Annotated in this window: 21 protein-coding genes; 6 read left to right on the plus strand and 15 right to left on the minus strand. The window is 67.8% G+C overall.

Going from position 1 to position 21,690, the window contains the following annotated elements; genetic code table 11:
• Positions 1-15 precede the first annotated feature (15 nt).
• The 4 genes from L324_RS32555 to L324_RS32570 all read right to left on the minus strand — a co-directional run bounded on the left by L324_RS32555 (position 16) and on the right by L324_RS32570 (position 4,563).
• Entirely contained in the window at positions 16-1,365 is a 1,350-nt protein-coding gene (locus L324_RS32555; protein WP_037317802.1) for a cryptochrome/photolyase family protein, read from the minus strand.
• A 113-nt stretch (positions 1,366-1,478) separates the two neighbouring features.
• Positions 1,479-2,795: a citrate synthase gene (locus L324_RS32560; protein WP_051174222.1), complete on the minus strand. Its 1,317-nt coding sequence runs from the start codon at positions 2,793-2,795 to the stop codon at positions 1,479-1,481.
• Positions 2,796-2,987: 192 nt separating this feature from the next.
• Positions 2,988-3,929 (minus strand): carbohydrate kinase family protein, encoded by a 942-nt coding sequence (locus tag L324_RS32565; RefSeq protein ID WP_037317805.1) that lies wholly within the window; start codon positions 3,927-3,929, stop codon positions 2,988-2,990.
• Positions 3,930-3,972: 43 nt separating this feature from the next.
• Positions 3,973-4,563: a TetR/AcrR family transcriptional regulator gene (locus L324_RS32570; protein ID WP_037317808.1), complete on the minus strand. Its 591-nt coding sequence runs from the start codon at positions 4,561-4,563 to the stop codon at positions 3,973-3,975.
• A gap of 103 nt (positions 4,564-4,666) precedes the next feature.
• Between L324_RS32570 and L324_RS32575 the strand changes: the two genes are divergently transcribed.
• Positions 4,667-5,812 (plus strand): acyl-CoA dehydrogenase family protein, encoded by a 1,146-nt coding sequence (locus L324_RS32575; protein ID WP_037317811.1) that lies wholly within the window; start codon positions 4,667-4,669, stop codon positions 5,810-5,812.
• A gap of 72 nt (positions 5,813-5,884) precedes the next feature.
• Here L324_RS32575 and L324_RS32580 read toward each other — a convergent pair whose 3' ends face one another.
• From L324_RS32580 to L324_RS32595, 4 genes are all read right to left on the minus strand, one after another.
• Positions 5,885-6,502 (minus strand): hypothetical protein, encoded by a 618-nt coding sequence (locus L324_RS32580; RefSeq protein ID WP_037317814.1) that lies wholly within the window; start codon positions 6,500-6,502, stop codon positions 5,885-5,887.
• A 67-nt stretch (positions 6,503-6,569) separates the two neighbouring features.
• A complete protein-coding gene (locus L324_RS32585; RefSeq protein ID WP_037317815.1) occupies positions 6,570-7,799 on the minus strand; it encodes an amidohydrolase in 1,230 nt (409 codons plus the stop codon).
• Positions 7,800-7,810: 11 nt separating this feature from the next.
• Positions 7,811-8,299, minus strand: a complete 489-nt coding sequence (locus tag L324_RS32590; protein ID WP_037318843.1) for a GNAT family N-acetyltransferase — start codon at positions 8,297-8,299, stop codon at positions 7,811-7,813.
• Complete coding sequence (locus tag L324_RS32595; RefSeq protein WP_037317818.1) at positions 8,299-9,204, minus strand: aldose 1-epimerase family protein; 906 nt, start codon at positions 9,202-9,204, stop codon at positions 8,299-8,301. The genes L324_RS32590 and L324_RS32595 overlap by 1 nt, the downstream gene beginning before the upstream one ends.
• Positions 9,205-9,302: 98 nt before the next feature.
• On the opposite strand from L324_RS32595, the gene L324_RS32600 reads away from it, so the two are divergent.
• Positions 9,303-10,811, plus strand: coding sequence for a fatty acyl-CoA synthetase (locus L324_RS32600; protein ID WP_037317820.1), 1,509 nt, complete (start codon positions 9,303-9,305; stop codon positions 10,809-10,811).
• Here the strand turns inward: L324_RS32600 and L324_RS32605 are convergent.
• Together L324_RS32605 and L324_RS32610 are read right to left on the minus strand one after the other, a co-directional pair.
• Positions 10,808-11,602 (minus strand): hypothetical protein, encoded by a 795-nt coding sequence (locus L324_RS32605; RefSeq protein WP_037317822.1) that lies wholly within the window; start codon positions 11,600-11,602, stop codon positions 10,808-10,810. The two genes, L324_RS32600 and L324_RS32605, sit on opposite strands and share 4 nt — an antisense overlap.
• Entirely contained in the window at positions 11,602-12,345 is a 744-nt protein-coding gene (locus L324_RS32610; RefSeq protein ID WP_152547066.1) for a helix-turn-helix domain-containing protein, read from the minus strand. The genes L324_RS32605 and L324_RS32610 overlap by 1 nt, the downstream gene beginning before the upstream one ends.
• A gap of 87 nt (positions 12,346-12,432) precedes the next feature.
• Between L324_RS32610 and L324_RS32615 the strand changes: the two genes are divergently transcribed.
• The 3 genes from L324_RS32615 to L324_RS32625 are packed head-to-tail and all read left to right on the plus strand — an operon-like array spanning position 12,433 to position 14,647.
• Entirely contained in the window at positions 12,433-12,996 is a 564-nt protein-coding gene (locus L324_RS32615; protein ID WP_037317828.1) for a TetR/AcrR family transcriptional regulator, read from the plus strand.
• Complete coding sequence (locus L324_RS32620) at positions 12,996-13,826, plus strand: MBL fold metallo-hydrolase (RefSeq protein WP_037317831.1); 831 nt, start codon at positions 12,996-12,998, stop codon at positions 13,824-13,826. The genes L324_RS32615 and L324_RS32620 overlap by 1 nt, the downstream gene beginning before the upstream one ends.
• Positions 13,823-14,647 (plus strand): MBL fold metallo-hydrolase, encoded by an 825-nt coding sequence (locus L324_RS32625; RefSeq protein WP_037317833.1) that lies wholly within the window; start codon positions 13,823-13,825, stop codon positions 14,645-14,647. Before L324_RS32620 ends, L324_RS32625 begins: the two co-directional genes overlap by 4 nt.
• Before the next feature lie 29 nt (positions 14,648-14,676).
• On the opposite strand, the gene L324_RS32630 is transcribed toward L324_RS32625, so the two are convergent.
• The 4 genes from L324_RS32630 to pdxH all read right to left on the minus strand — a co-directional run bounded on the left by L324_RS32630 (position 14,677) and on the right by pdxH (position 19,065).
• Positions 14,677-16,059 (minus strand): APC family permease, encoded by a 1,383-nt coding sequence (locus L324_RS32630; RefSeq protein WP_037317836.1) that lies wholly within the window; start codon positions 16,057-16,059, stop codon positions 14,677-14,679.
• A gap of 95 nt (positions 16,060-16,154) precedes the next feature.
• Positions 16,155-16,739 (minus strand): hypothetical protein, encoded by a 585-nt coding sequence (locus L324_RS32635; protein WP_037317839.1) that lies wholly within the window; start codon positions 16,737-16,739, stop codon positions 16,155-16,157.
• A 24-nt stretch (positions 16,740-16,763) separates the two neighbouring features.
• Positions 16,764-18,035 carry an MFS transporter gene (locus L324_RS32640; RefSeq protein ID WP_037317842.1) on the minus strand — a complete coding sequence of 424 codons (1,272 nt, stop codon included), beginning with the start codon at positions 18,033-18,035 and terminating at the stop codon, positions 16,764-16,766.
• Between the two features lie 349 nt (positions 18,036-18,384).
• Entirely contained in the window at positions 18,385-19,065 is a 681-nt protein-coding gene (pdxH, locus tag L324_RS32645) for a pyridoxamine 5'-phosphate oxidase (RefSeq protein ID WP_037317845.1), read from the minus strand.
• A 241-nt stretch (positions 19,066-19,306) separates the two neighbouring features.
• Between pdxH and L324_RS32650 the strand changes: the two genes are divergently transcribed.
• Positions 19,307-20,995 (plus strand): purine-cytosine permease family protein, encoded by a 1,689-nt coding sequence (locus L324_RS32650; protein ID WP_037317848.1) that lies wholly within the window; start codon positions 19,307-19,309, stop codon positions 20,993-20,995.
• A gap of 62 nt (positions 20,996-21,057) precedes the next feature.
• On the opposite strand, the gene L324_RS32655 is transcribed toward L324_RS32650, so the two are convergent.
• The gene (locus tag L324_RS32655) at positions 21,058-21,429 is read right to left on the minus strand and encodes a hypothetical protein (protein WP_037317851.1); all 372 of its coding nucleotides are present in this window, start codon (positions 21,427-21,429) and stop codon (positions 21,058-21,060) included.
• Between the last annotated feature and the right edge of the window lie 261 nt (positions 21,430-21,690).

A 21,690-nucleotide genomic window follows, 5' to 3' on the forward strand; every position in this document is an offset into this window, starting at 1 on the left:
GCCTTCACGCGCGTTTCAGGATCCTTTGATGGCGCCGTAGCGCTCCAAGGCGACCTGACGTTCGTGGGCGTGGTCGACCATGGGTGCGGGATAGCCTTTGACGTCCTGCGGTTTGTGCACGGCTTTTCCTTGCACAGTGCCGAGTTCGGGGACATAACGGCGGACGTAGTCGCCGGAGGGGTCGAACTTCTCCCCCTGCGTGGTCGGGTTGAAGATCCGGAAGTACGGTGCCGCGTCGGTGCCACTGCCGGCGACCCACTGCCAGTTCAGCTGGTTCGACGCGAGATCGCCGTCCACCAGATGCTTCATGAAATGCCGGGCGCCGAGCCACCACGGCAGATGCAGATCCTTGACCAGGAAACTCGCCACGATCATCCGGACGCGGTTGTGCATCCAGCCCTCGGCGAGCAGCTGCCGCATCCCGGCGTCGACGATCGGGAATCCGGTTCGTCCCTCGCACCACCGTTGGAAGGCTTCGTCGTCCTTCTCGTATTCGATGGCGTCGAACCGGGAATCGTAGTTCTTCCGCGCGGTTTCGGGGCGATGCCACAGAACGTCGGCGTGGAACTCGCGCCAGGCGAACTCGCCGCGCAACGCCTTCGCGCCCGCCCCCTCGTTACCGGCGATGTCCGCCAGGAGCGTGCGCGGATGGACGCAACCCCAGCGCAGGTACGGTGAAAGCCTTGTCGTACCAGGGCGATCGGGTCGGTCGCGATCCTCGTCGTAGGTCTCCAGGCCGTCGTCCAGGAACTCGTGCCAGCGCTTGAGCGCGGCCTTCTCGCCGGGCTCCGGCAGCTCCATTCCCTTCAACGACGGCGACTTCGGGAGTTTCACCGACCGCGGCGGCTCCACCCAGTCCACTATGGACTTCCCGGTGTCGGCGGGCCGCGGCCAGCCGTGACGTGCCCACGCCCGGTAGAACGGGGTGAACACGCGATAGGGGTCGCCGTCCGGTTTGGTGATCCGGCCGGGCGTGATCGCGTACGGCGAACCTGTCTCGGTCCACGCGATGTCGTGTTCCGCCAACGCTTTCGCGACTTCGGCGTCACGGCGGCGACCGTACGGCCCGGTGTCCGCGCTGACGTGTACGGCCGCGGCGCCGATCTCGCGCGCGGCCTTGACGACCTCCTTGACCGGATCGCCCTTGACGAGCATCAGCCGTCCGCCGAGCTGGTCGTCCAGCGCCTTGAGGCATCCGTGCAGGAACGCGACACGCGGGGCGCCCGAGGGCTTGAGGAGCGCGTCGTCGAGGACGTACAGCGCGAGGACGTGCTTGCTGTGCTTCGAGGCTTCCAGCAGGGCGGCGTGGTCGCCGAGGCGGAGGTCGCGGCGGAACCACAGCACTACGGGGGCTTCTCTGGTCACCCCGGAAACCCTAAGCGCGGGCTCCGGTCCTCGCACGCCCGGATGCCATGAAAGGTCCTTTCCTTGCAAATTTTGCAAGGAAAGGACCTTTCATGGCGCTTGCCGGAGGGGGATCAGCGCTCCGAGATGGGCGCGTAGTCCCGCGACGCGTAACCGGTGTAGATCTGCCGCGGGCGGCCGATCTTGGTGGCCGGGTCCTGGATCATCTCGCGCCAGTGCGCGATCCAGCCCGGCAGGCGGCCGAGCGCGAACAGCACGGTGAAGTACTTCGTCGGGAAGCCGAGCGCCCGGTAGATCAGACCGGTGTAGAAGTCGACGTTCGGGTACAGCTTCCGCTCGATGAAGTAGTCGTCCGAGAGGGCGGTCTCTTCCAGCTTCTTCGCGATGTCGAGCAGCTGGTCGCCGCCCTTGAGCTTGGAGAGGATCTCGTCCGCGGTGTTCTTGATGATCTTCGCGCGCGGGTCGTAGTTCTTGTAGACCCGGTGCCCGAAGCCCATCAGGCGGACACCCTTTTCCTTGTTCTTCACGCGCTGGACGAAGTTCGCGACGTCGCCACCCTCGGCCTGGATGCCCTCGAGCATGTCCAGGACCGCGCTGTTGGCGCCACCGTGCAGCGGGCCGAAGAGCGCGTTGATGCCGGCCGAGATGGAGGCGAACAGGTTCGCCTCGGAGGAACCGACAAGGCGCACGGTCGAGGTCGAGCAGTTCTGCTCGTGGTCGGCGTGCAGGATGAACAGCAGGTCGAGCGCCTTGGCGACGTCCGGGTCGACCTCGTAGGGCTCGGCAGGGAAGCCGAAGGTCATCCGCAGGAAGTTCTCGACCAGGCCGAGCGAGTTGTCCGGGTACAGCAGCGGCTGCCCGACGGACTTCTTGTACGCGTACGCGGCCAGGGTCGGGACCTTGGCCAGCAGGCGGATGGTGGACAGCTCGACGTTCGGTTCGTCGAACGGGTTGAGCGAGTCCTGGTAGAAGGTCGACAGCGCCGATACCGCGCTGGAGAGCACCGGCATCGGGTGCGCGTCACGCGGGAAGCCGCTGAAGAATGCCTTGAGGTCCTCGTGCAGCAGGGTGTGGCGCTGGATCTTCTCGGTGAACTCCGACAGCTGCGTCTCGGTGGGCAGTTCGCCGTAAATGAGCAGGTAGGAGACCTCGATGAAGGTCGACTTCTCGGCGAGCTGCTCGATCGGGTACCCGCGGTAGCGCAGGATGCCGGCGTCACCGTCGATGTAGGTGATCGCCGACGACGCGGCGCCGGTGTTCACGAAACCCGGGTCGTGGGTGATGTACCCGGTGGTCGCCAGCAGCTTCCCCAGCTCGATTCCCGGCGCACCCTCGACCGGGTGGATCACCTTGAACTCGTGCTCGCCATTGGGCAGGCGCAGCGTCGCGGTCTCGCCGGACTGCCCCGCAGCCGTCGTCGCGTCGGACATGTAAGTCCCTCTCACGTTCAGCACGGGCCGGCGGCGCCTGTAGGTTCCACAGGTACGCCCTCTTTCACGCGCGTGACCCATGGCCTCGCTGCACACCGCCCCGCTGGGGTATGAATTCCCCTCCACGCTAGTCGAGAATGGGGTCACCGCGCAGCGGGTGAGTTGCTCACAACAGCCCCTTTGGGACCAGGTTCACACGGCGGATGCCATATCCGCGGCCGTCGGCGGTTCCGCCCCGCTCCGCGAGACCGTGATCGACGCCGCTTTCGCCGCGAATTCGAGCGCGGAACGCCAGCCGTCGGCGTCGACTGTGGACAGGTCGCGTACTTCGTTCGAGTACAGCCACGCCAGCAAGGCGCCTTGGACGGTGTCGCCCGCACCGATCGTGTCGACGACGGCGACTCGGCGTGACGGGACCCGCGCGATTTCGCCCGCCTGTGTGATGACGGACAACCCCTCCGCGCCCCTCGTGAGCACCACGGCGTCGACTCCGCAAGAGGTCCAGACCTTTGCCGCGTCCACCGGATCGGCGCCCTCGGCGAGCCATTCCGTGTCATCGTCGGAGATCTTGAGCAGCCGGACATGCGGCAGCCAGGACCGGAAGCGGGCCCGGTACGACACCGGGTCGGTGATCAACGCCTCACGGATGTTCGGGTCGAGGACGGTCAGGACGCCGCGGGCGGATTCGCGGCGCAACACCGTTTCGTACGTGCTCGCACCCGGCTCCAGGACCATGCCTAGGGTGCCGAGCGAGAGCGCCGTCACATCTTCCGGCAGCGCGCCGGGATCGCCGACCAGCCTGTCCGCGGTGCCCTCGGTGTAGAAGGTGTACCGCGCGGAACCCTTCTCGTCGAGGGCGACCACGGCGAGCGTCGTCGGCTCGTTTCCCCGCTGCACCAAGGTGGTCTCGACACCGGAGGCGTGCAGCCGCTCCATCAGCGCGACGCCGAACCGGTCGTTCGACACCCGGGAGAAGAAGCCCGTCGGCACACCGAGCCGTCCGGCGGCGAGCGCGACGTTGTACGGACCACCGCCCATCCGCGGCAGCAGCGCACGCAGCCCACCGTCCACAGTGGAATCCAACGGTTCACCAGGAACGAGGTCGACCAGCGCCTCTCCACCCACCACGATCACGGGCGCGATGCTAGCCGAGGCGGTACTCATACCACCAGAATTGTCAGCTCAGGACATTTTTTGTCGCGATGCCTCCCAGCAGGAGTTCCGACAAAGCGGTGAACGCTTCGGCGTCGGTCACCCCGGCACGCTGACCGACGACGCCGGTCTGGATTCCCTCGATGATCAGCCCCGCCATTTCCGCGATCAGCCGCGCGTGCACCTCACGGAAAACACCGTCGGTGACGCCGCGATCGATGAACGACCGGATCCGCTGGGCCGCGGCGCGGCTGTTGAGCTGATACGCGTCCCGCGCCGGGGCGAATTCCGCGATATCGGTCATGAAGGCGGCCGAAGCGCGATTCAGGTATTCGGAGATGCCCGCGAGGTACTCCCCGAGGATCTTGCGGGCGTCGTCGATACCGGCGATCCGCTCCTCCAGCAGTTCGGCGGCGCCCTTGAAAAAGTGGGCGACGACCTTGACCGCGAGCTGCTCCTTGCTGGGGGCGAGCGCGTAGAGCGTCGACTTCGAGCAGCGCAGGCGAGCGGCGAGGTCGTCCAACGTGAACTGGGAGAACCCCTCGGCGAGGAAGAGCGCTTCAAGCTCCGAGAGCAGTGCTCTCTGACGCGCGGTGGGCTGGCGGCGCGGGGTCATCGGATCACTATCCCTTACGCGAAAGGTGTACCCCCAGCGACTGCTACTGTACGCTGAATCAGCCCACAGTACTGTTTTTAGTACAGCTCAGCTCGGAGGAGCCATGCCGGCGGACCGTCTGCTGCCCAGCACCGAGGCCCAGGATCTGATCGACCTGGCCAAGGAGATCTCGCGGGAGGAACTGGCGCCGATCGCGGGCAAGTACGAAGAGACCGCGCATTTCCCGCGCGAGCAGTTCCGGCTGCTCGGCCAGGCCGGGCTGCTGGGCTTGCCGTACGCGGAGCGCTGGGGCGGCGGCGAGCTGCCGTACGAGGTCTACCTGCAGGTTCTCGAGGAGATCGCGTCCGCGTGGATGTCGGTCGGCGTCGGGCTCTCCGTGCACACGATGTCCTGCTTCGCGCTGGCCCACCACGGCACCGACGCGCAGCGCGACCGCTGGCTGCCCGGGATGCTGGAGGGTGATCTGCTGGGCGCGTACGCGCTGTCGGAGACCCACGCAGGCTCCGACGCGGCGGCTCTCTCGACCCGCGCGCGGCTCGACGGCGACCACTACGTCGTCAACGGCACGAAGGCGTGGATCACCCACGCGGGCGAGGCCGATTTCTACACGACCATGGTGCGCACGAGCGACGACGGCGGGCAGGGCATCTCGTGCCTGCTCGTCGACGCGTCGACGCCGGGCCTTTCCGCCGCGCCGCCCGAGCGGAAGATGGGGCTCACCGGCTCGACCACCGCGCAGCTGATGTTCGAGGACGCCGCCGTCGACGCCGACCGGCGGATCGGCGAAGAGGGCCAGGGCCTGAAGATCGCACTGTCGTCGCTCAGCTCCGGACGGCTGGGCATCGCCGCCTGCGCCGTCGGGCTCGCGCAGGCCGCGCTCGACGAGGCGCTGGAGTACGCGAAGGGCCGCACGCAGTTCGGGCGGCCGATCATCGAGTTCCAGGGCCTGGAGTTCCTGCTGGCCGACATGGCCGCGACCGTCGAGACGTCGCGCGCGATGTACCTCGACGCCGCCCGCCGCCGCGACCGCGGGCTGCCGTTCCAGCGACAGGCGTCGATCGCGAAGCTCGTCGCGACCGACGGCGCGATGAAGGTGACCACCGACGCGGTGCAGGTCCTCGGCGGCGCGGGCTACACCAAGGACTTCCCGGTGGAGCGGTACATGCGGGAGGCGAAGGTGCCGCAGATCTTCGAGGGCACGAACCAGATCCAGCGCATGGTGATCGCGCGGGAACTGCGCAAGTCCTGACTGCCTCGTGAGTGGTAATGACGGTTAGAACCGTCATTACCACTCACGAGACCAGACGCCCAGGTGACGCGCTCAGTGCCCTGTCGGGCCGAAGTGCTGCGGCGGTGCGGACTGCTGAGGCGGTGCGGACTGCTGGGACGGGCCGGAGTGCCGGGGCGGGCCGGGCTGCTGGGGCGGTTGCTGCGGCCAGCCGCCCTGCGGCGGCGGATACTGCTGCGGGTACTGCTGAACGGCCTGCGCCGGCGGAGCGGGCTGCCGCGGCGGGTACTGCTGAACCGCCTGATGCGCGTACGGCTGCTGGTTTCCTTGCTGCGCCGGGAATCCCGGCTGCGGCTGACCTTGCCACTGCTGCTGCGGCTGCCCACCTTGCGGCGCCGTCACACCGGCACGCGCCTTGCGCCGTTTCGCGCGGATCACCATCGTCGCGCCCAAGCCGGTCAGCGCGACCCCGACCCCGGCCATCCAGAGCCCGTGGTTGCGGAACGTCTCGGCACGAGACGTCGCGGCGGCTTTCATCTCGTCGTAGGTGTCCTCGCCGGTCTTGCGACCGTTCTTGGTGGTCTCGCAGACGTCACCGGGTGACATGATTCTGCCGCCACACTTGATCAGGTTCGGATTCTCTTGTGAGAACAGCAAGGTGACGACCAAGAACCCGATACCGACGACCAGGACAAGAACCCAGCGCTTCATGTGTTACACATCCTCCCCCGTGTGTAACACATGAGAGCACAGGCCGGTCGCGATGACAAGACCGGAATCAGCTTTCGCGGTACCGGCGCTCCTCGGTGACGCCGACGCCGGCCTCCTCGTCGAAGTGGTAGACCTCGCGTCCGCGGACGAACACCCGCATGGCCCGGTTCATCACGTCCAGCGGATCACCCGACCAGATGACCACGTCGGCGTCGAGGCCCGGCTTCAGCGAGCCGACCTGGTCGTCGAGGTTCAGCATCGCGGCCGGGTTGACGGTCAGCGCCTTCAGCGCGGTCTCCGGGTCGAGGCCATCCTTCACCGACAGCGCCGCCTGGTACACCAGGAAGTTGATCGGCACGACCGGGTGGTCCGTGGTGATCGCGATCCGCACCCCCGCCCTGGCGAGGATGCCGGGCGCGCGCAGGGTGCGGTTGCGCAGCTCCACTTTGGACTTGGTGGTGAACAGCGGGCCGAGGATCACCGGCACGTCCCGCTCGGCGAGCAGATCCGCGATCAAATGACCTTCGGTGCCGTGGTTGATCACGAGCTTGTAGCCGAACTCGTCGGCCAGGCGGATCGCGGTGACCATGTCGTCGGCGCGGTGGACGTGCTGATCCCAGAACAGCTCGCCGTCGAGCACCTTGGCCAGGGTCTCCTTGGACAGGTCGACGTCGAACGGCTTGCCCTCACCGGCGGCGTGGTCGCGCTGCGCGGCGTAGTTGCGCGCGGCGGTGAACGCGTCGCGGATGATCGACGCGACGCCGAGCCTGGTCGACGGCGTCTGCTTCTTCTCGCCGTAGACCCGCTTCGGGTTCTCGCCCAGCGCGCTCTTCACGCTGACGTCCTCGGCGAAGATCATGTCGAGCACTGTCCGGCCCCAGGTCTTGACGCCGATCGTCTGGCCGCCGATGGGGTTGCCCGAGCCCGGCTTGATGACGACGCTGGTGACCCCGCCCGCGAGCGCGTCGTCGAAGCCGGGCTCGTACGGGTCGATTCCGTCGAGGGCCCGGAAGCGCGCGCCGTTGGGGTCGGTCATCTCGTTGGTGTCGTTGCCCGCCCAGCCTTCGCCGTCCTCGTGGACACCGAGGTGGGCGTGCGCGTCGATGAACCCGGGCAGCACCCAGCTGCCCGCGGCGTCGATCAGTTCGGCGTCGTCGGGCACGTCGACGTCGGCGTCGGTGCCGACCGCGACGATCTTCCCGTTCTCGATGAGGACCGTGCCGCCGTCGATCGGCTCACCGTCGACCGGGACGACGTAACCACCGACAATGGCCTTGACCTGTGCTTTGTTCGACATACTTTGACACGCTAACGAACTGGGCCGTCCGGTCGCACGCGGGGCTTTTCAAAGTGCACCAGTTCGTAGTGTTCTTCCGTCGTGCGATGCGTCTCGACGTAGCCGAGCTTCGGGTACATCCGCAGCGGACCGGCGCTGAACTGCCCGGTGAACAGGCGGAACACGGTCACCACCGGCGGCATGGCCGCTTCGGCGGCGAGCAGCAGGGAGCTGCCGAGACCGTGTCCCTGCCTGTCCGGAGCCACGATGAGCCTGCCGACGAGCCCGGCCTCGCCGTGCACGACGATCCGGACGCTCGCCACCAGCCGTCCGGATTCCCTGATGCCCCAGGAGAAACACGCGGGATCGCCCAGTGCCTCCTTGGTCTGCTCGAAGGTCTCCATCAGCGGCGGGAGGTCGAGGTTCTCGTGCGCCCTCGCCTCGGGCACGTAGGCCGCGCGCTGCAGCGTGAGCACCTCCCCCGCGTCCACGGGCCCCAGCCGGAGCGGCGGCGACGTCATCAGCGGACCCGGATTCCCCAGCTGCCGGTCCACGAGGTGGCCGGCTCCAGGTCGATCAGGTCGGTGCCGGTGTTGAGCGCGTCGGCGGGGCAGGTCATCGGCTCGATGGCCACCGCCCGGCCGCGGCCGACCAGGTCATCCGGCGTGAACACCTGCGCCCAGCGGAAGTCGGGCCCGGCCCAGACCAGCAGTTCCTGGTCTCCGTGCGTGAGGACGTGGTGGTGGTTGCCGTCCTCGGCGACGCTCAGCCCGCCGAACGCGGTGTCCAGGTCGACGCCTTCGAGCAGCTTGCCGGACCGGAAGTCGTACTCGGTCCCTTCGACGTCCTGCTCGTCGGCGTACGGCATCTGCTCGTCACCGAGATACGGCCGGACGCGGCTCGCGGGCAGCGTCAGGGTCAGCTCGTCGGTGGGCACGTCGCCGATGCGGAAGTAGGGGTGCGTGCCGAGCCCGACGCCGATCGGGCTCTCGCCCTCGTTGCGGATCTCGTGCGTCACGACCAGTTCGCGCGGCGAGATCTCGTAGGTGATCGTCGCGCGCAGCGGTACCGGCCAGCCCTCCTGCGCCGGAACGTCGATGGCCAGCGTGATCGACGATTCGGCGTGTTCGAGAAGCTCCCACTCCTCGTGCCGGGTGAGGCCGTGGATCGCGTTGCCGCGGGCCTCCTCGGTGATCGCGAGCTGCTGTTTCTCCCCCTGGTGGACCCACTGGCCGCCCTTGGTGCGGTTCGGCCAGGGCAACAGCACCTGCCCGGCGCCCTTCGGCGGCTTCTCGTCCTCGGCGAACGCCTCGACGTACGGCACCCCGCCGACCTCGAACGCGCGCAACCCGGCACCGATCTCGGTGACGACGGCGCGCGCGTTGCCGCGGGTGATCTCGAACTGCTCTCCGGTGGGATTGGCCATGCGGACGAGGTTACCGGCGGCCGCCGGAAAAGGTGCCGGGACGCACTGCCGGGAAAGTACTGTGGGAATGCCACGCCCGGACGAAGGAGACCGCCGCGATGACCGTTCCCGGCTACCCCAGCACCGTCGGCCGCGTCCTGGAGCGCAGCGCGCGGCGCGTCCCCGCCCACGTCGCGCTCACGTTCGCCGATCGCGTGTGGACCTACGCCGAACTCGACAGTGCGGCCGGCCGGGTCGCGGCGAAGCTGCTCGAACGCGGGCTCGTCCACGGTGACCGCGTCGCGGCCTTCGGCAAGAACTCGGACGCGTACCTGTTGCTGTACCTCGGTTGCGCGCGGGCCGGGCTGGTGCACGTGCCGGTGAACTTCAACGCACGCGGCGAAGAACTCAGGTACCTGCTCACCCAGTCCGAGCCCGCCGTCGCGTTCGTCGACCCCGCGCTGAGCGAGCACGTCGAGAACGATCATGTGTCCACACTGGACATCCTGGACTGGGCACTCGACGAAACCGTTGTCCCCCACGAAGAATCCGGTGTCGCCGACGAAGACCTCGTGCAGCTGCTCTACACCTCCGGGACGACCTCCCGGCCGAAGGGCGCGATGCTCACCCATCGCGCGCTGGTGCACGAGTATTCCTCTTGCATCGCCGCGCTCGACCTCAACGACCGTGACGTACCGCTGCACGCGCTGCCGCTGTACCACTCGGCGCAGATGCACGTGTTCCTCATGCCGGGACTGGCCGTCGGCGCGACGAACCACCTCGTCGAAACCCCCGATATCGGCGACATCTTCGCGCGGATCCCGCGCCAGGGCATCACTTCCCTGTTCTTCCCGCCGACCGTCTGGGTGGGACTCGCGAACCATCCCGGTCTCGCGGACGCGGATCTGGGCAGCCTCACCAAGGCCTACTACGGCGCGTCGATCATGCCCGTCCCGGTGCTGGAGAAGCTGCGCGCACGACTGCCGGGAGTCGGGTTCTACAACTGTTTCGGCCAGTCGGAGATCGGTCCACTCGCGACGGTCCTGCGCCCCGAGGAGCACGACGCGCGGCCGGATTCCGTCGGCCGCCCGGTCCTGTTCGTCGAGACGCGCGTGGTCGACGCCGAGATGAACGACCTCCCGCCGGGCGAACTCGGCGAGGTCGTCTACCGCTCGCCGCAGCTGTGCACCGGATACTGGGGCAAACCGGAGGAATCGGTGGAGGCGTTCGCGGGCGGCTGGTTCCATTCCGGCGATCTGGTGCGCCAGGACGAAGAGGGCTACCTGTTCGTCGTCGACCGGATCAAGGACGTCGTCAACACCGGCGGTGTGCTCGTCGCCTCGCGTGAAGTGGAGGACGCGCTGTACGCGCACCCTGCCGTCGCCGAGGTCGCCGTCGTCGGCCTGCCGCACGAACGCTGGATCGAGGCGATCGCCGCCGTCGTGGTGGCGAAGGAGCCGGTCGAGGAAGCGGCGCTGATCGAGTTCGCCAAGGAATCCCTTGCCGCGCACAAGGTGCCGAAGTCGGTGCATTTCGTCGACGAGTTGCCGAAGAACGCGTCGGGGAAGCTGCTCAAACGCGAGTTGCGGCAGCAGCTCGGCGGCTCGGCGTCCGCGATCGGCACCTAACGCCTCGTCGCGGCGCTGGTCTCCCGCAAGATCTCCCAGGCGTTGAACCCGTCTTCGGCGTGAGGAGTCCCGAGAGCGAGCCATGCCGAATGCCGTGGATCGTCGAGGCAATCCACGAGGCATCCGAAACGAGGCGTCGCCGGTGGCGCGCCAGTGAAGAGTCCCTCGGGGTCGTCGACGAGGGATGTCAGAAACGCGATGTCGGCGATATGACGACTGGGCATGCCGGGTCTGGCCGGTTCGTCGATCAGGGCCTTCACCTTGACGACCAGAGCGGCGGCAAGTCCGGGCAAATACAGGGTCGCCGCTCTTCCCTCGTAAGCGACCGCGAGCGATCTTGCGTCGTCCAGCGCTGTCTTGCCGCCAGGTATCGACACAATCCTTCCCGCGGGCGTCCGGAGCCGCGGAGCGGCGCGCGCACCGAGCTTGTCCGGTGCGAGGATGTCGACCACCATGCCGGTCTCCGGATGGCGGTAGCGATGAGCCTTGCCGTCCGCGCTGACGCCGTCGACCTCGTAGCCCAGATTCCCGAGCACCCCGTGTGCACGGCGGAACGCGTCGAGCGTGAAACGAACATCGAAGAGCAGGTCGATGTCCTTCGTCACGCGGGGGATCGAACGATCCGCCAGCAGACCGTGCAGGATGACCATTTGCCCGCCGATCATGACCCAGGGCCGGGGCAATCGGTCGGCGAGGTCGAACATCGCGGGCCAGACGACACGGTCACCCTCGCCTCGCAGAGAGGGTAAAACCAGCGTTCCCAAGCTGGGCCGCGGCGCGGAATCGATCATCAGCCGAGCTTAGGCACCTCGCCCAAACGAATGAGAAGTTGTTGTGCCGCAAGGACAGAGCGCTCATCCCCCACGTCGAGCAGATCGGCGGCGACCGCCGCCGGAATCGCATAACCGTCCGACCCCGGCGGACGCAGGACATCATGCAGAGCCGGCACACGGATCACCACGTTGGCTTCCGCGCCGTCCAGCCGGAGCCGGCGTGACCGCGCGAGTTCGTCGAACCGACCGGCGTCCACATAGAACTCCTCGTCCGCACCGCCCGCCATCAGGTCCGCGCCGTGGTGCCCGGCGGCGGCGGGACCGCTGACGACGGCGTGCGCGTCTTCCCGCAGCCGCGCGAGCGGCCCCGCCAGCATCCGGGCGCGGTACGCGCGCGCACGGCCGGAGAGCAGGCGCGGCCATTCCGCCGGTTCGCGTTCCCGTGCGTAGCGCTCGAGCCGGACCCGTTCCGACGGCGAGATCCACGACGGGCGATGACCGCTCAGCGACCACAGGAGCCCCCAGGCCATCCTCGCGGACAACGGCCGGCCGGCGGCGGGTTTCACCACGTTCTTCCGACGCTCGACCGACCGGACGTCGACCAGCAGCTCGCGGCCGATGCGGATGGCGTCCAGCCTGCCCTCGTGCACCAGCTCACGGACGCGCTCCCGCGAAATGTCCAGAATCTGCGCGACCCGCGCCACCGGGAGCAGGTCGGCCGAGCTCACCATGCCGGTCCCTTCGAGCGATCTCGTCGTCAAGTTTACACAAACCTCCCTTGGACAGGGGTATTTGTGTAAATTCTTATTACTAGACCGGTCGTCATAGTTTGAGCTACAGTCGGTCGCATGGTCCGCCGCACCGACACCCGGCAGCGCATGCTCGACTCCGCCGCCGAGCTCTTCCACCAGCAGGGTTACCACGCCACCGGCCTCAACCAGCTCGTCGCCGCCGGTGGCGCGCCCAAGGGCTCGCTCTACTTCCACTTCCCCGGCGGCAAGGAACAGCTGGCCGCCGAGGCCATCCACCAGTCCGCCGAACGCCTCTGCGACAGCTTGCGCACGATCGTCGCGAACTCCCCGAATGTCATCACGGCGATGGAGAACGTCGTCGACGCGCTGGCGACTTCCTTGGAGGAGTCGGATTTCCAGCGCGGGTGTCCACTCGCGACGGTCGCGCTCGACGCCTCGGGCGAGAGCGAGCTGATCCGCCAGGCCTGCGCCGACGGCTACACCTCCTGGCACACGCTCATCGCCGGGGCGCTGAAGACCGGCAAGGCGGATCACCTCGCGACCGTCGTCCTCGCCACCATCGAGGGCGGGTTGCTGCTGGCCAAGACCCTGCACGACACCGCGCCGCTGCGCGCGATCGCCCCCCATCTCCGTACCACCCTCGAACGGGAGCTGTCCTGATGCGCGTCCACCATCTCAACTGCGGCACCATGCGGCCGATCGGCGGCAAACTCGTCGACGGCAAGCCCGGCCTCTTCCGCCGCGCGGAGCTGATCTGCCACTGCCTTCTCCTGGAGACCGACACCGGGCTCGTGCTCATCGAGACCGGCGTCGGGACCCCGACGGTCACGCGGCCCGTCGAATGGCTCGGCGCCGGGTTCGTCCGGCTGGTCCATCCCGACAGCGACGACGACCTCAGCGCCACCACGCAGATCCGCAAACTCGGCTTCGACCCGGCCGACGTGCGCGACATCGTGCTCACCCACCTCGACCTCGACCACGCGGGCGGGCTCGTCGACTTCCCGCAGGCCAGGGTCCACGTCCACGCCCGCGAACTCCAGGCGCTGGAGAAGCCCGCCGACCGCAAGGAGGCGAGCCGCTACCGGAAGGTCCAGTTCAGCCACGGTCCGAACTGGAAGTCCTACCGCGCCGACGGCGAGCCGTGGTTCGGCTTCGACGCCGTCCGCGAACTCGAGGGCGTCCCGGATGTCCTGATCATCCCGCTCGCCGGGCACACCCGCGGGCACGCCGGGGTCGCGGTCGACACCGGCGACGGCTGGCTGCTCAACGCCGGGGACGCCGTCTTCAGCAACGGCGAACTCGAGCGAAAGCCGCACATCCCCTTCGCACTCGGGTTCTTCGAGTCGTACATGCAGACGGAGAAGGAGGCCCGACTGGACAACCAGCGCCGCCTGCGCGAACTTGTCAGTAACAACGGTGACGAGGTGACGGTCTTCGCCGCGCACGACGCCACCGCATTCGAGCGGCTCAGCCAGAGGAGCAGGATATGAAGGTCCACCATCTGAACTGCGGCACGATGCGCGCACCGGGCGGCAAACTGCTCGACGGCCAGCCCGGTCTGCTGCGCCGCTCGGAACTGGTGGCGCACTGCCTGCTCATCGAGACCGGCGACGGACTCGTACTGGTGGACACCGGTTTCGGCCGCAAGGGGGTGGCGAATCCCGGCGCGTGGCTCGGCACGCCGTTCACGCTGATGGTCGGCGCGAAACCGGTCGAGACGGAAACGGCGGCCCACCACGTCGAGGCGCTCGGCCACAAGCTGGAGGACGTGCGGCACATCATCTGCACCCACCTCGACGTCGACCACGCCGGCGGGCTCGCGGACTTCCCGAACGCCGTCGTGCACGTCCGCGCCGAGGAGCACGACGCGGCGACGGCACCGTCCAACCAGAGCGAGAAGCTCCGGTTCCGCGCCAACCAGTTCGCCCACCGTCCACTGTGGAGCAAATACGACGAGGCGGGTGACGAGTGGTTCGGCTTCCAGGCCGTCCGCGAACTCAAGGGCCTGCCGCCGGAGATCCTGCTGGTACCGCTGGCGGGCCACACCAAGGGCCACACCGGCGTGGCCGTCGACACCGGTGACGGCTGGCTGCTGCACGCGGGTGACGCGTACTTCTTCCACGGTCAGCTGGATCCGGTGAAACCGCACTGCCCGCCGGGGATGACCGCGTTCCAGAACATGGTGCAGACCCTGCGCAAACCGCGGCTGGAGAACGTCGAGCGGCTGCGGGAGCTGAGCCGGGAACACGCCGACGAGGTCACCGTGTTCTCGGCCCACAGCCCGGTGGAGTACCAGGCGCTCAGCCGTTGAAAGAAGGCCGGCACTGAGCGCCCGTGGGGTCAGCCGACCGGCGGCTCGATGGGCTGCCGGTCCTCTTCCTTGTGCGTGGCCCGCATGACGAGCCAGTTGATCCCCCACAGCACGACGCCGACGCCGAGCAGGATCGCGGCGACCTTGTAGTCGCGGGCGGGCCGCCCGGACAACGGGGTCACCAGGTAGATACAGAAGATCGTGGCCAGGACCGGGATGAGCGTCGGCGCACGGAAATGCTTGTGCGCCGCCTTTTCCTTGCGCAGTACCAAGACCGCGACGTTGACGATGGCGAAGACGGCGAGCAGCAGTAACGCCGTCGTGCCGCCGAGGACGCTGATGTCCACCCAGTAAACCAGGCCGATCGCGATCAGGGTGGTGAACACGATCGCCACCCACGGGCTGCGGCGGAACGGGTGCACCGTACCCAGCTGCTTGGGGATGATCCGCTGGTTCGCCATCCCGTAGAGCAGGCGGCTGGCCATCAGCATGTTGATCAGCGCCGAGTTGATCACCGCGAAGAGACCGATCGCGGAGAAGATCTCACGCGGGAAGCCGGGCGCCCCGACGTCGAGCACCTTCAGCAGCGCGCCGCTCTTGGCCCCGGCCAGATCGCCGGCAGGCACCAGCAGCGACGCGGTCACGGACACCATGATGTAGATGGTCGCGGCGATGACCATGCCCCACAGCATCGCCTTCGGGAAGATCCGGATCGGGTCCTTGCACTCCTCGGCCATGTTCACCGAGTCCTCGAAGCCCACCATCGCGAAGAACGCCAGCGACGTGGCCGAGGTGATCGCCACCAGCATGGTCTGGTTCTCGGTGTCGAACTCGACCAGCCGCGAGGCGTCGCCGTTGCCGTTGAGCACCGCCCATACGCCTACCCCGATGATGATCAGCAGACCACTGATCTCGATGCAGGTCAGCACCACGTTGGTCTTCACCGATTCGGAGACCCCGCGGAAGTTGATCAGTCCCAGCCCGATCACGAAGAGGATCGCCACCAGCGGCATCGGCGCGGGAATGAACTCGTTGAGATAGGTCTCACCGAACGCCTTCGCCGCGGACGAGGCCGACGTGATCCCCGAGCACATCACCGTGAACGCGACCATGAAGGTGAGGAAGCGGATCTTGAACGCCTTGTGCGTGTACAGCGCCGCACCCGCCGCCTGCGGATACTTCCCGACCAGTTCCAGGTAGCTGAAGGCGGTCATGATCGCGATGATGAACGCGAGCAGGAACGGCAGCCACAGCGCGCCGCCCACCCGGCCGGCCACCTGTCCGGTGAGCGCGTAGATGCCCGTCCCGATGATGTCCCCCACCACGAAGAACAGCAGGAGCTTGGAACCCATGACCCGTTTGAGGCTCGGCTGACCGGCCGGACCGGTCTGTTCTGTTGTCGTGTCCGCCATGCGGCAAGAGTGTGCCGCATCACGTCTGTGGCCGACAGTCCGATTTGGTCTGTTCTTCGTCACGGGTTGACGAAGTACCGTTTTGGGTAATCCGGTCAGTTGGCGTCGACGGCGGCCTTCACCAGCGGGACCATCATCTCCTGCGTCATCTTCGTCGGCCCGGTGTAGTTGACCAGCGCGGGAACGTTGTCCACGAGTTCCGCGGCCGCCAGCGTCGCGGTCTTGTTCTGGTCGGTGTAGTAGACGGCGCCGTCGCCGACACCGGCGACGTCCTTCGCGTTCGCCTTCGCCTTCTTCAGCGCGGCGATCATCTCGGCGGGCTTGATCTTGTTGCCCTCGAACCGGGTCACCGCGAGCGCGCCGACCTCCTTGCCGCCGACGGAGTAGACGCAGCTCTTGACCTTGCCGCCGTTGGCGGCGTTGTCCTGCACCGGACCCGGCGCCGACGTCACGCCCTGGATGGAGATCGCCTTCGAAACGGCCTCCGCGGGCAGCAACGCGCACGGCTCCTTCGAGCCGGCGCCTCCGGCGGGGGCGGCCGAGGAACTCGGCGCGGCGGAGGGAGCGGGTGCCTGGCTGGCCGGCTTCGCCGCGTTGTCCGACTTCTCATCCCCGGACGAACAGGCGGAAAGGGTCGCGATGACAGCGGCGAACAGGACGATCGCTCGTGAAATACGCATGCGCCCGACGATAGTCCGAACGGATCAGTCCGCCGGTGCCCGGTACCGCCAGAACGACGGGATCAGCAGCGCCGCCCCGATGACCAGCACGATGACCAGCACCCCGCCGCCCGAGGCCGCCGCGGCGGTGCCGACACCGGCGGCGGCCCAGCCGTGGGTGAGGTCGGCGATCCGGGGACCGCCCGCGACGACGACGGTGAACACGCCCTGCAGCCGTCCGCGCATCTCGTCGGTGGTGGCGACCTGGAGGATCGACATCCGGTAGATCGCGCTGACCATGTCGGCCGCCCCGGCGAGCGCCATGAAGAAGACCGCGAGCCACAGCGAGTTCGCGAGGCCGAAACCGGCGACGGCGAGCCCCCAGACGCAGACCGAGACGATCACGCCGACGCCCTGTTTGCGGATTCTGGTCAGCCGTCCGGAGAAGAGGCCGATCAGCATCGCGCCGGCCGGGAGCGCGGCGTAGAGCCAGCCCAGCGCCGGACCGCCGCCGGGCGGATCACCGAAAGTGCGTTCGGCCATCTCGGGGATCAGCGCGCGCGGCATGCCGGCGACCATCGCGATGATGTCGACGAGGAACGAGGCCAGCAGGATCTTCCGCGTCGCCAGGTATTTGAAGCCGTCGATGATGTCGCGGATCCCGGCGCGGCGCGCGACCTCGCCGAGGGGCGGGATCGGGGGCAGCTTCCAGACGGCGATGAGGGTCACGGTCAGCGCGACGACGTCGATCAGATAGAGCGTCGAGAGGCCGAGGACCGGGATCAGCGAACCGGCGAGCAACGGGCCGAAGACCGCGCCGAAGGTGGACATCGTGCCGCTCAGCGCGACAGCGGACGCGATCAGGTTGTCCGGCACCAGCCGGGCGACGACCGCACTGCGGGTCGGCATGTTGATCGCGAAGAACGCCTGGTTGACCGCCAGCAGGACGAGCACGAGCCAGACCGAGCCGATGTTCAGGAACGCCTGGAGCCACAAGACCGCCGAGGCGACGGTGACCCCGACGTTGGTGACGATGAGGAGCTTGCGCCTGTCGACGGCGTCCGCGATGGCACCGCCCCAGAGGCCGAACACGAGCAGCGGGACCAGCGCGACCAGGCCGGTCAGGCCGACGTAGGCCGAAGAACCGGTGAGGTCGAAGACCTGTTTGGGGACCGCGACCGCGGTGAGCTGGGAGCCGACGGCGGTGACCGCGGTGGACAGCCAGAGGCGGCGGAACGCCGGGATCTTGAGTGGGCGGGTGTCCACGACGATCGAACCGAACAGCTTGCGGACGCCTTTGCGCTGGTCAACCCCCATGTCACTACCCACAGCCCGACAGCTTAGCCGCGCTAACTAACCGGGCGCGCGCGATTTATGTCACCGGGGAGCCGAAGGGCCCTTTCCCCTCATCAGACGCGACGAAAGCGCCCTTCGCCGCATCCCATGCGGCGAAGGGCCCCTTCAGCCCTCTCGGAAGCGCACCGAGGCTCGGCGACCTCACGGTCTCCCGGGAGCGCGCCAGCGCGACAGGGAGACTTCACCGTCGCGCGCCCTCTTTCGGGCCGAAGGCCCCCGGAAACGCGATGAAGGGGCGCCTTCCCTCTCAACGTGACGTTGATGCGGAACGGCGCCCCTTCGGCGTGTTTGCGGAAGCGCGCGACAAAAATTACGGCGCGACGCGCTCGATCTGCCAGCCGTCGTCGGTCCGGACGTAGCGGAGCCTGTCGTGCATGCGGTCCTCGCGGCCCTGCCAGAACTCGACGACGTCGGGCCGGATGCGCCACCCGCCCCAGTGCGGCGGGAACGGGATGTTCTCGACGTCGGCGAAGCGGCGTTCGATGCCGTGAAGCGCGGTCTCGAGGGCACGGCGGCCGTCGACGACGCGGGACTGCGGCGAGGCCCAGGCCCCGAGCTGCGAACCCCGCGGCCGGGACGCCCAGTACGCCGCGGTCTCGGCGACGTTGACCTTCTCGACCTCGCCCCGCACGTGGACCTGACGCTGCAGCGCGTACCACGGGAAGGTGATCGACGCGTAGCGCGTCGCGGTCAGGTCATGGCTCTTCGTCGACGTGTAGTTCGTGTAGAACACGACGCCGCGTTCGTCGAGGCCCTTGCACAGGACGGTCCGGGAGGACGGCCTGCCCTCCGGGTCCGCCGTGGCGAGCACCATCGCGTTCGGTTCGGCGACCCCGGCGGAGACGGCCTGGTTCAGCCAGTCCTGCAGCTGGGCGGTCCAGGTCTCCGCGAGCGCGGACTCGTCGAAGGCGCCCCCTTCGTAGGCCACCCGCATCCCGGGCAGGCGCACGACGGCGTCGTCGTCCACGCCATCCTTGATCTCCGGCATCATCCGCCAAACCTCCGTACCCGGTCAGGGCATCTGTGACTTCGGCTTTGCCGCCGACGGTATTGCCTAGAACGCGGCGGCGAAACCCACTGAACGGTGACTCCCGCCACCCGGGCGCGGTCATCAGCGTGTAACCGCTGGACCGCAAGCCGTAACCCCCTGGTTACCTGCCGGACCCTGATCGATAAAGGCCGGACCTACTTTCGGCGTGCTCTCCTTCCCCCACCACCACGGAGGCAGGTTCATGACCGGCACACTGCCCACCACCGGAACCCCGGAGACCGCTCCGCCGAAGCGCACGTACGCCCCGCTCGCCGCCAACGAGAACCGCGAGGACTACTCACTCCGCTTCGCCCCGCACTCGTTCCGCCGCTGGTCGCCGTTCGTCGTCGCGACGACGGCGCTGGGCGGGATCGCCTACCTCGCCGACTTCGCGATCGGCGCCAGCATCGTCCTCTCCTACGGGTTCACCTCCGGCGTGCTCGCGATCCTCGCGGCGGCGCTGGTCATCTTCGTGACCGGTGTCCCGATCGCGCACGCGTGCGCGAAGTACGGCGTCGACATGGACCTGCTGACCCGCGGAGCGGGCTTCGGCTACTTCGGCTCGACGCTGACGTCGCTCGTGTACGCGAGCTTCACCGTCATCTTCTTCTCACTCGAAGGCTCGATCATGGCTCAGGCCTTCGAGCTGGCCCTGAGCATCCCGCTGCCGATCGGCTACCTGCTCTCGACACTGATCGTCCTGCCGTTCGCGCTGTACGGCATGGGCGCGGTCGCGAAGATGCAGGCCTGGACGCAGCCGCTGTGGATCGCCGGGCTCGTCCTCCCGTTCGTGGTGGTCGCGATCCGGGAGCCGGGCAAGTTCGCGGAGTTCGCCTCGTTCGGCGGCACCGAGGGCGCCGGGTCCGGCTTCTCGGCGATCGGGTTCGGCTTCGGCATGGGGGTCGCGCTGTCGCTGATCGGGCAGATCGGCGAGCAGGCCGACTACCTCCGGTTCATGCCGGAGAAGACGTCCTCGAACAAACGCGCCTGGTGGGGAGCGGTACTGGCGGCGGGCCCCGGCTGGGTGATCCTCGGCGCCGCCAAGCAGATCGGCGGCGCGCTGCTGGCCTTCCTCGCCCTCGGTGTGGTCGGGAAGGCGCACGCGCTGGAGCCGATCGCGCCCTACCTGGAGGCGGTCAAGCCGGCGCTCGGCCCGGCGGCCCTGACCTTCGCCGCGCTGTTCGTCGTGGTCAGCCAGATCAAGATCAACACGACGAACGCCTATTCGGGATCGCTGTCGTTCGCCAACTTCTTTTCCCGGGTATTGCACCGCCATCCGGGCCGGGTCTGGTACGTCCTGGTGAACTGCGGGATCGCGCTCGCGTTGATGGAATTCGGCGCGTTCGCCTTCCTGAACAAGATCCTCGGTTTCTACTCGAACGTGGCAATCGCCTGGATAGGGGCGGTTTGCGCGGATCTGATCATCGTGAAACCGCTCGGACTCTCGCCGAGATACATCGAATTCAAAAGGGCTTATCTTCCGAAGATCAATCCGGTGGGTTTCGGATCCATGATCGTCGCTTCCGCGCTTTCCATCACCGCCTATTTCGGCGCTTTCGGGCAATTCATGGCGGCCTTCAGCCCGTTGCTCGCCTTGGTCGTCGCGATGGTGCTCGTCCCGGCCCTCGCCGCGGCCACGAAGGGCCGGACCTATCTGGCCCGGCCTAATTCTGTCATTCGACAGAAATTATCCTCGGAAGAACTTCGCGCGACACATATCTGCACGGTGTGCCAGGACGAGTTCGAACTGCCCGACATCGCCGACTGCGCGAAGCAGTCCGGGGCCATCTGCTCGCTGTGCTGCACGCTCGACTCGACCTGCCACGACCTGTGCCAGACGGCGGGTCCGGTCGACCTGCCGATGCCCACGATGCCGACGGCCCGCCCGTGACAAGCGGCGAAGGCCGCCGCCGGGACCCCGGCGGCGGCCTTCGCTTCCCGCATGTCGCGTTGTCAGCTCGTGACAGTGAATTCCGCGCGAACAATCCAGCCCCAGCAGTCGTACGAGGCCGTGTACCGCCCCGGCACCGTCCCGACCGGACCGTCGCCCCGCAACGCGACGCCGATCCCGCCGGTGCCACCGTCTCCCACTACCCGCAAGGGAATCGGCGCGGCGAGACCGTCCGCGACGAGCGTCGTCGCGAGCTCACCGGCACCCGACGGGCGCAGGCAGTAGATATCCGCGGTGACCGTCCCACCTGCGACGATCGCGTTCGGACTCAAGACCAGACTGGACGGTCTGGTCGCGTTCGCCTGCCCCGCTCCGGCCATCATGGACACGAGCGCCGCCCCCGCGACGCACAACGCCGCCGAACGAAATTTCATCTTCCACTCCCTCCCGACCGGCCGGTTGGGATTCACCGGCCACCTGGTGGACGCGCGCCGCCGCACCCCGGGTTGCCACCTCGGCGAGACCTCGCCCCTTGGGGCGACCGCCGGAGATTTAGCAGAATGTGACAGCAAATCGAGCAAGAGCTGATGATCACACTAGGTAGACCTTGCGCCGCTCGATAGGATCGCCGCCGAGGGCAACGGGGTGATCACCTCTATACAGAGTGTTTAGAGGTTCAGGGTGGGACGGCCGGG

This window comes from Amycolatopsis orientalis DSM 40040 = KCTC 9412, assembly GCF_000478275.1.
GTDB lineage: Bacteria > Actinomycetota > Actinomycetes > Mycobacteriales > Pseudonocardiaceae > Amycolatopsis > Amycolatopsis orientalis.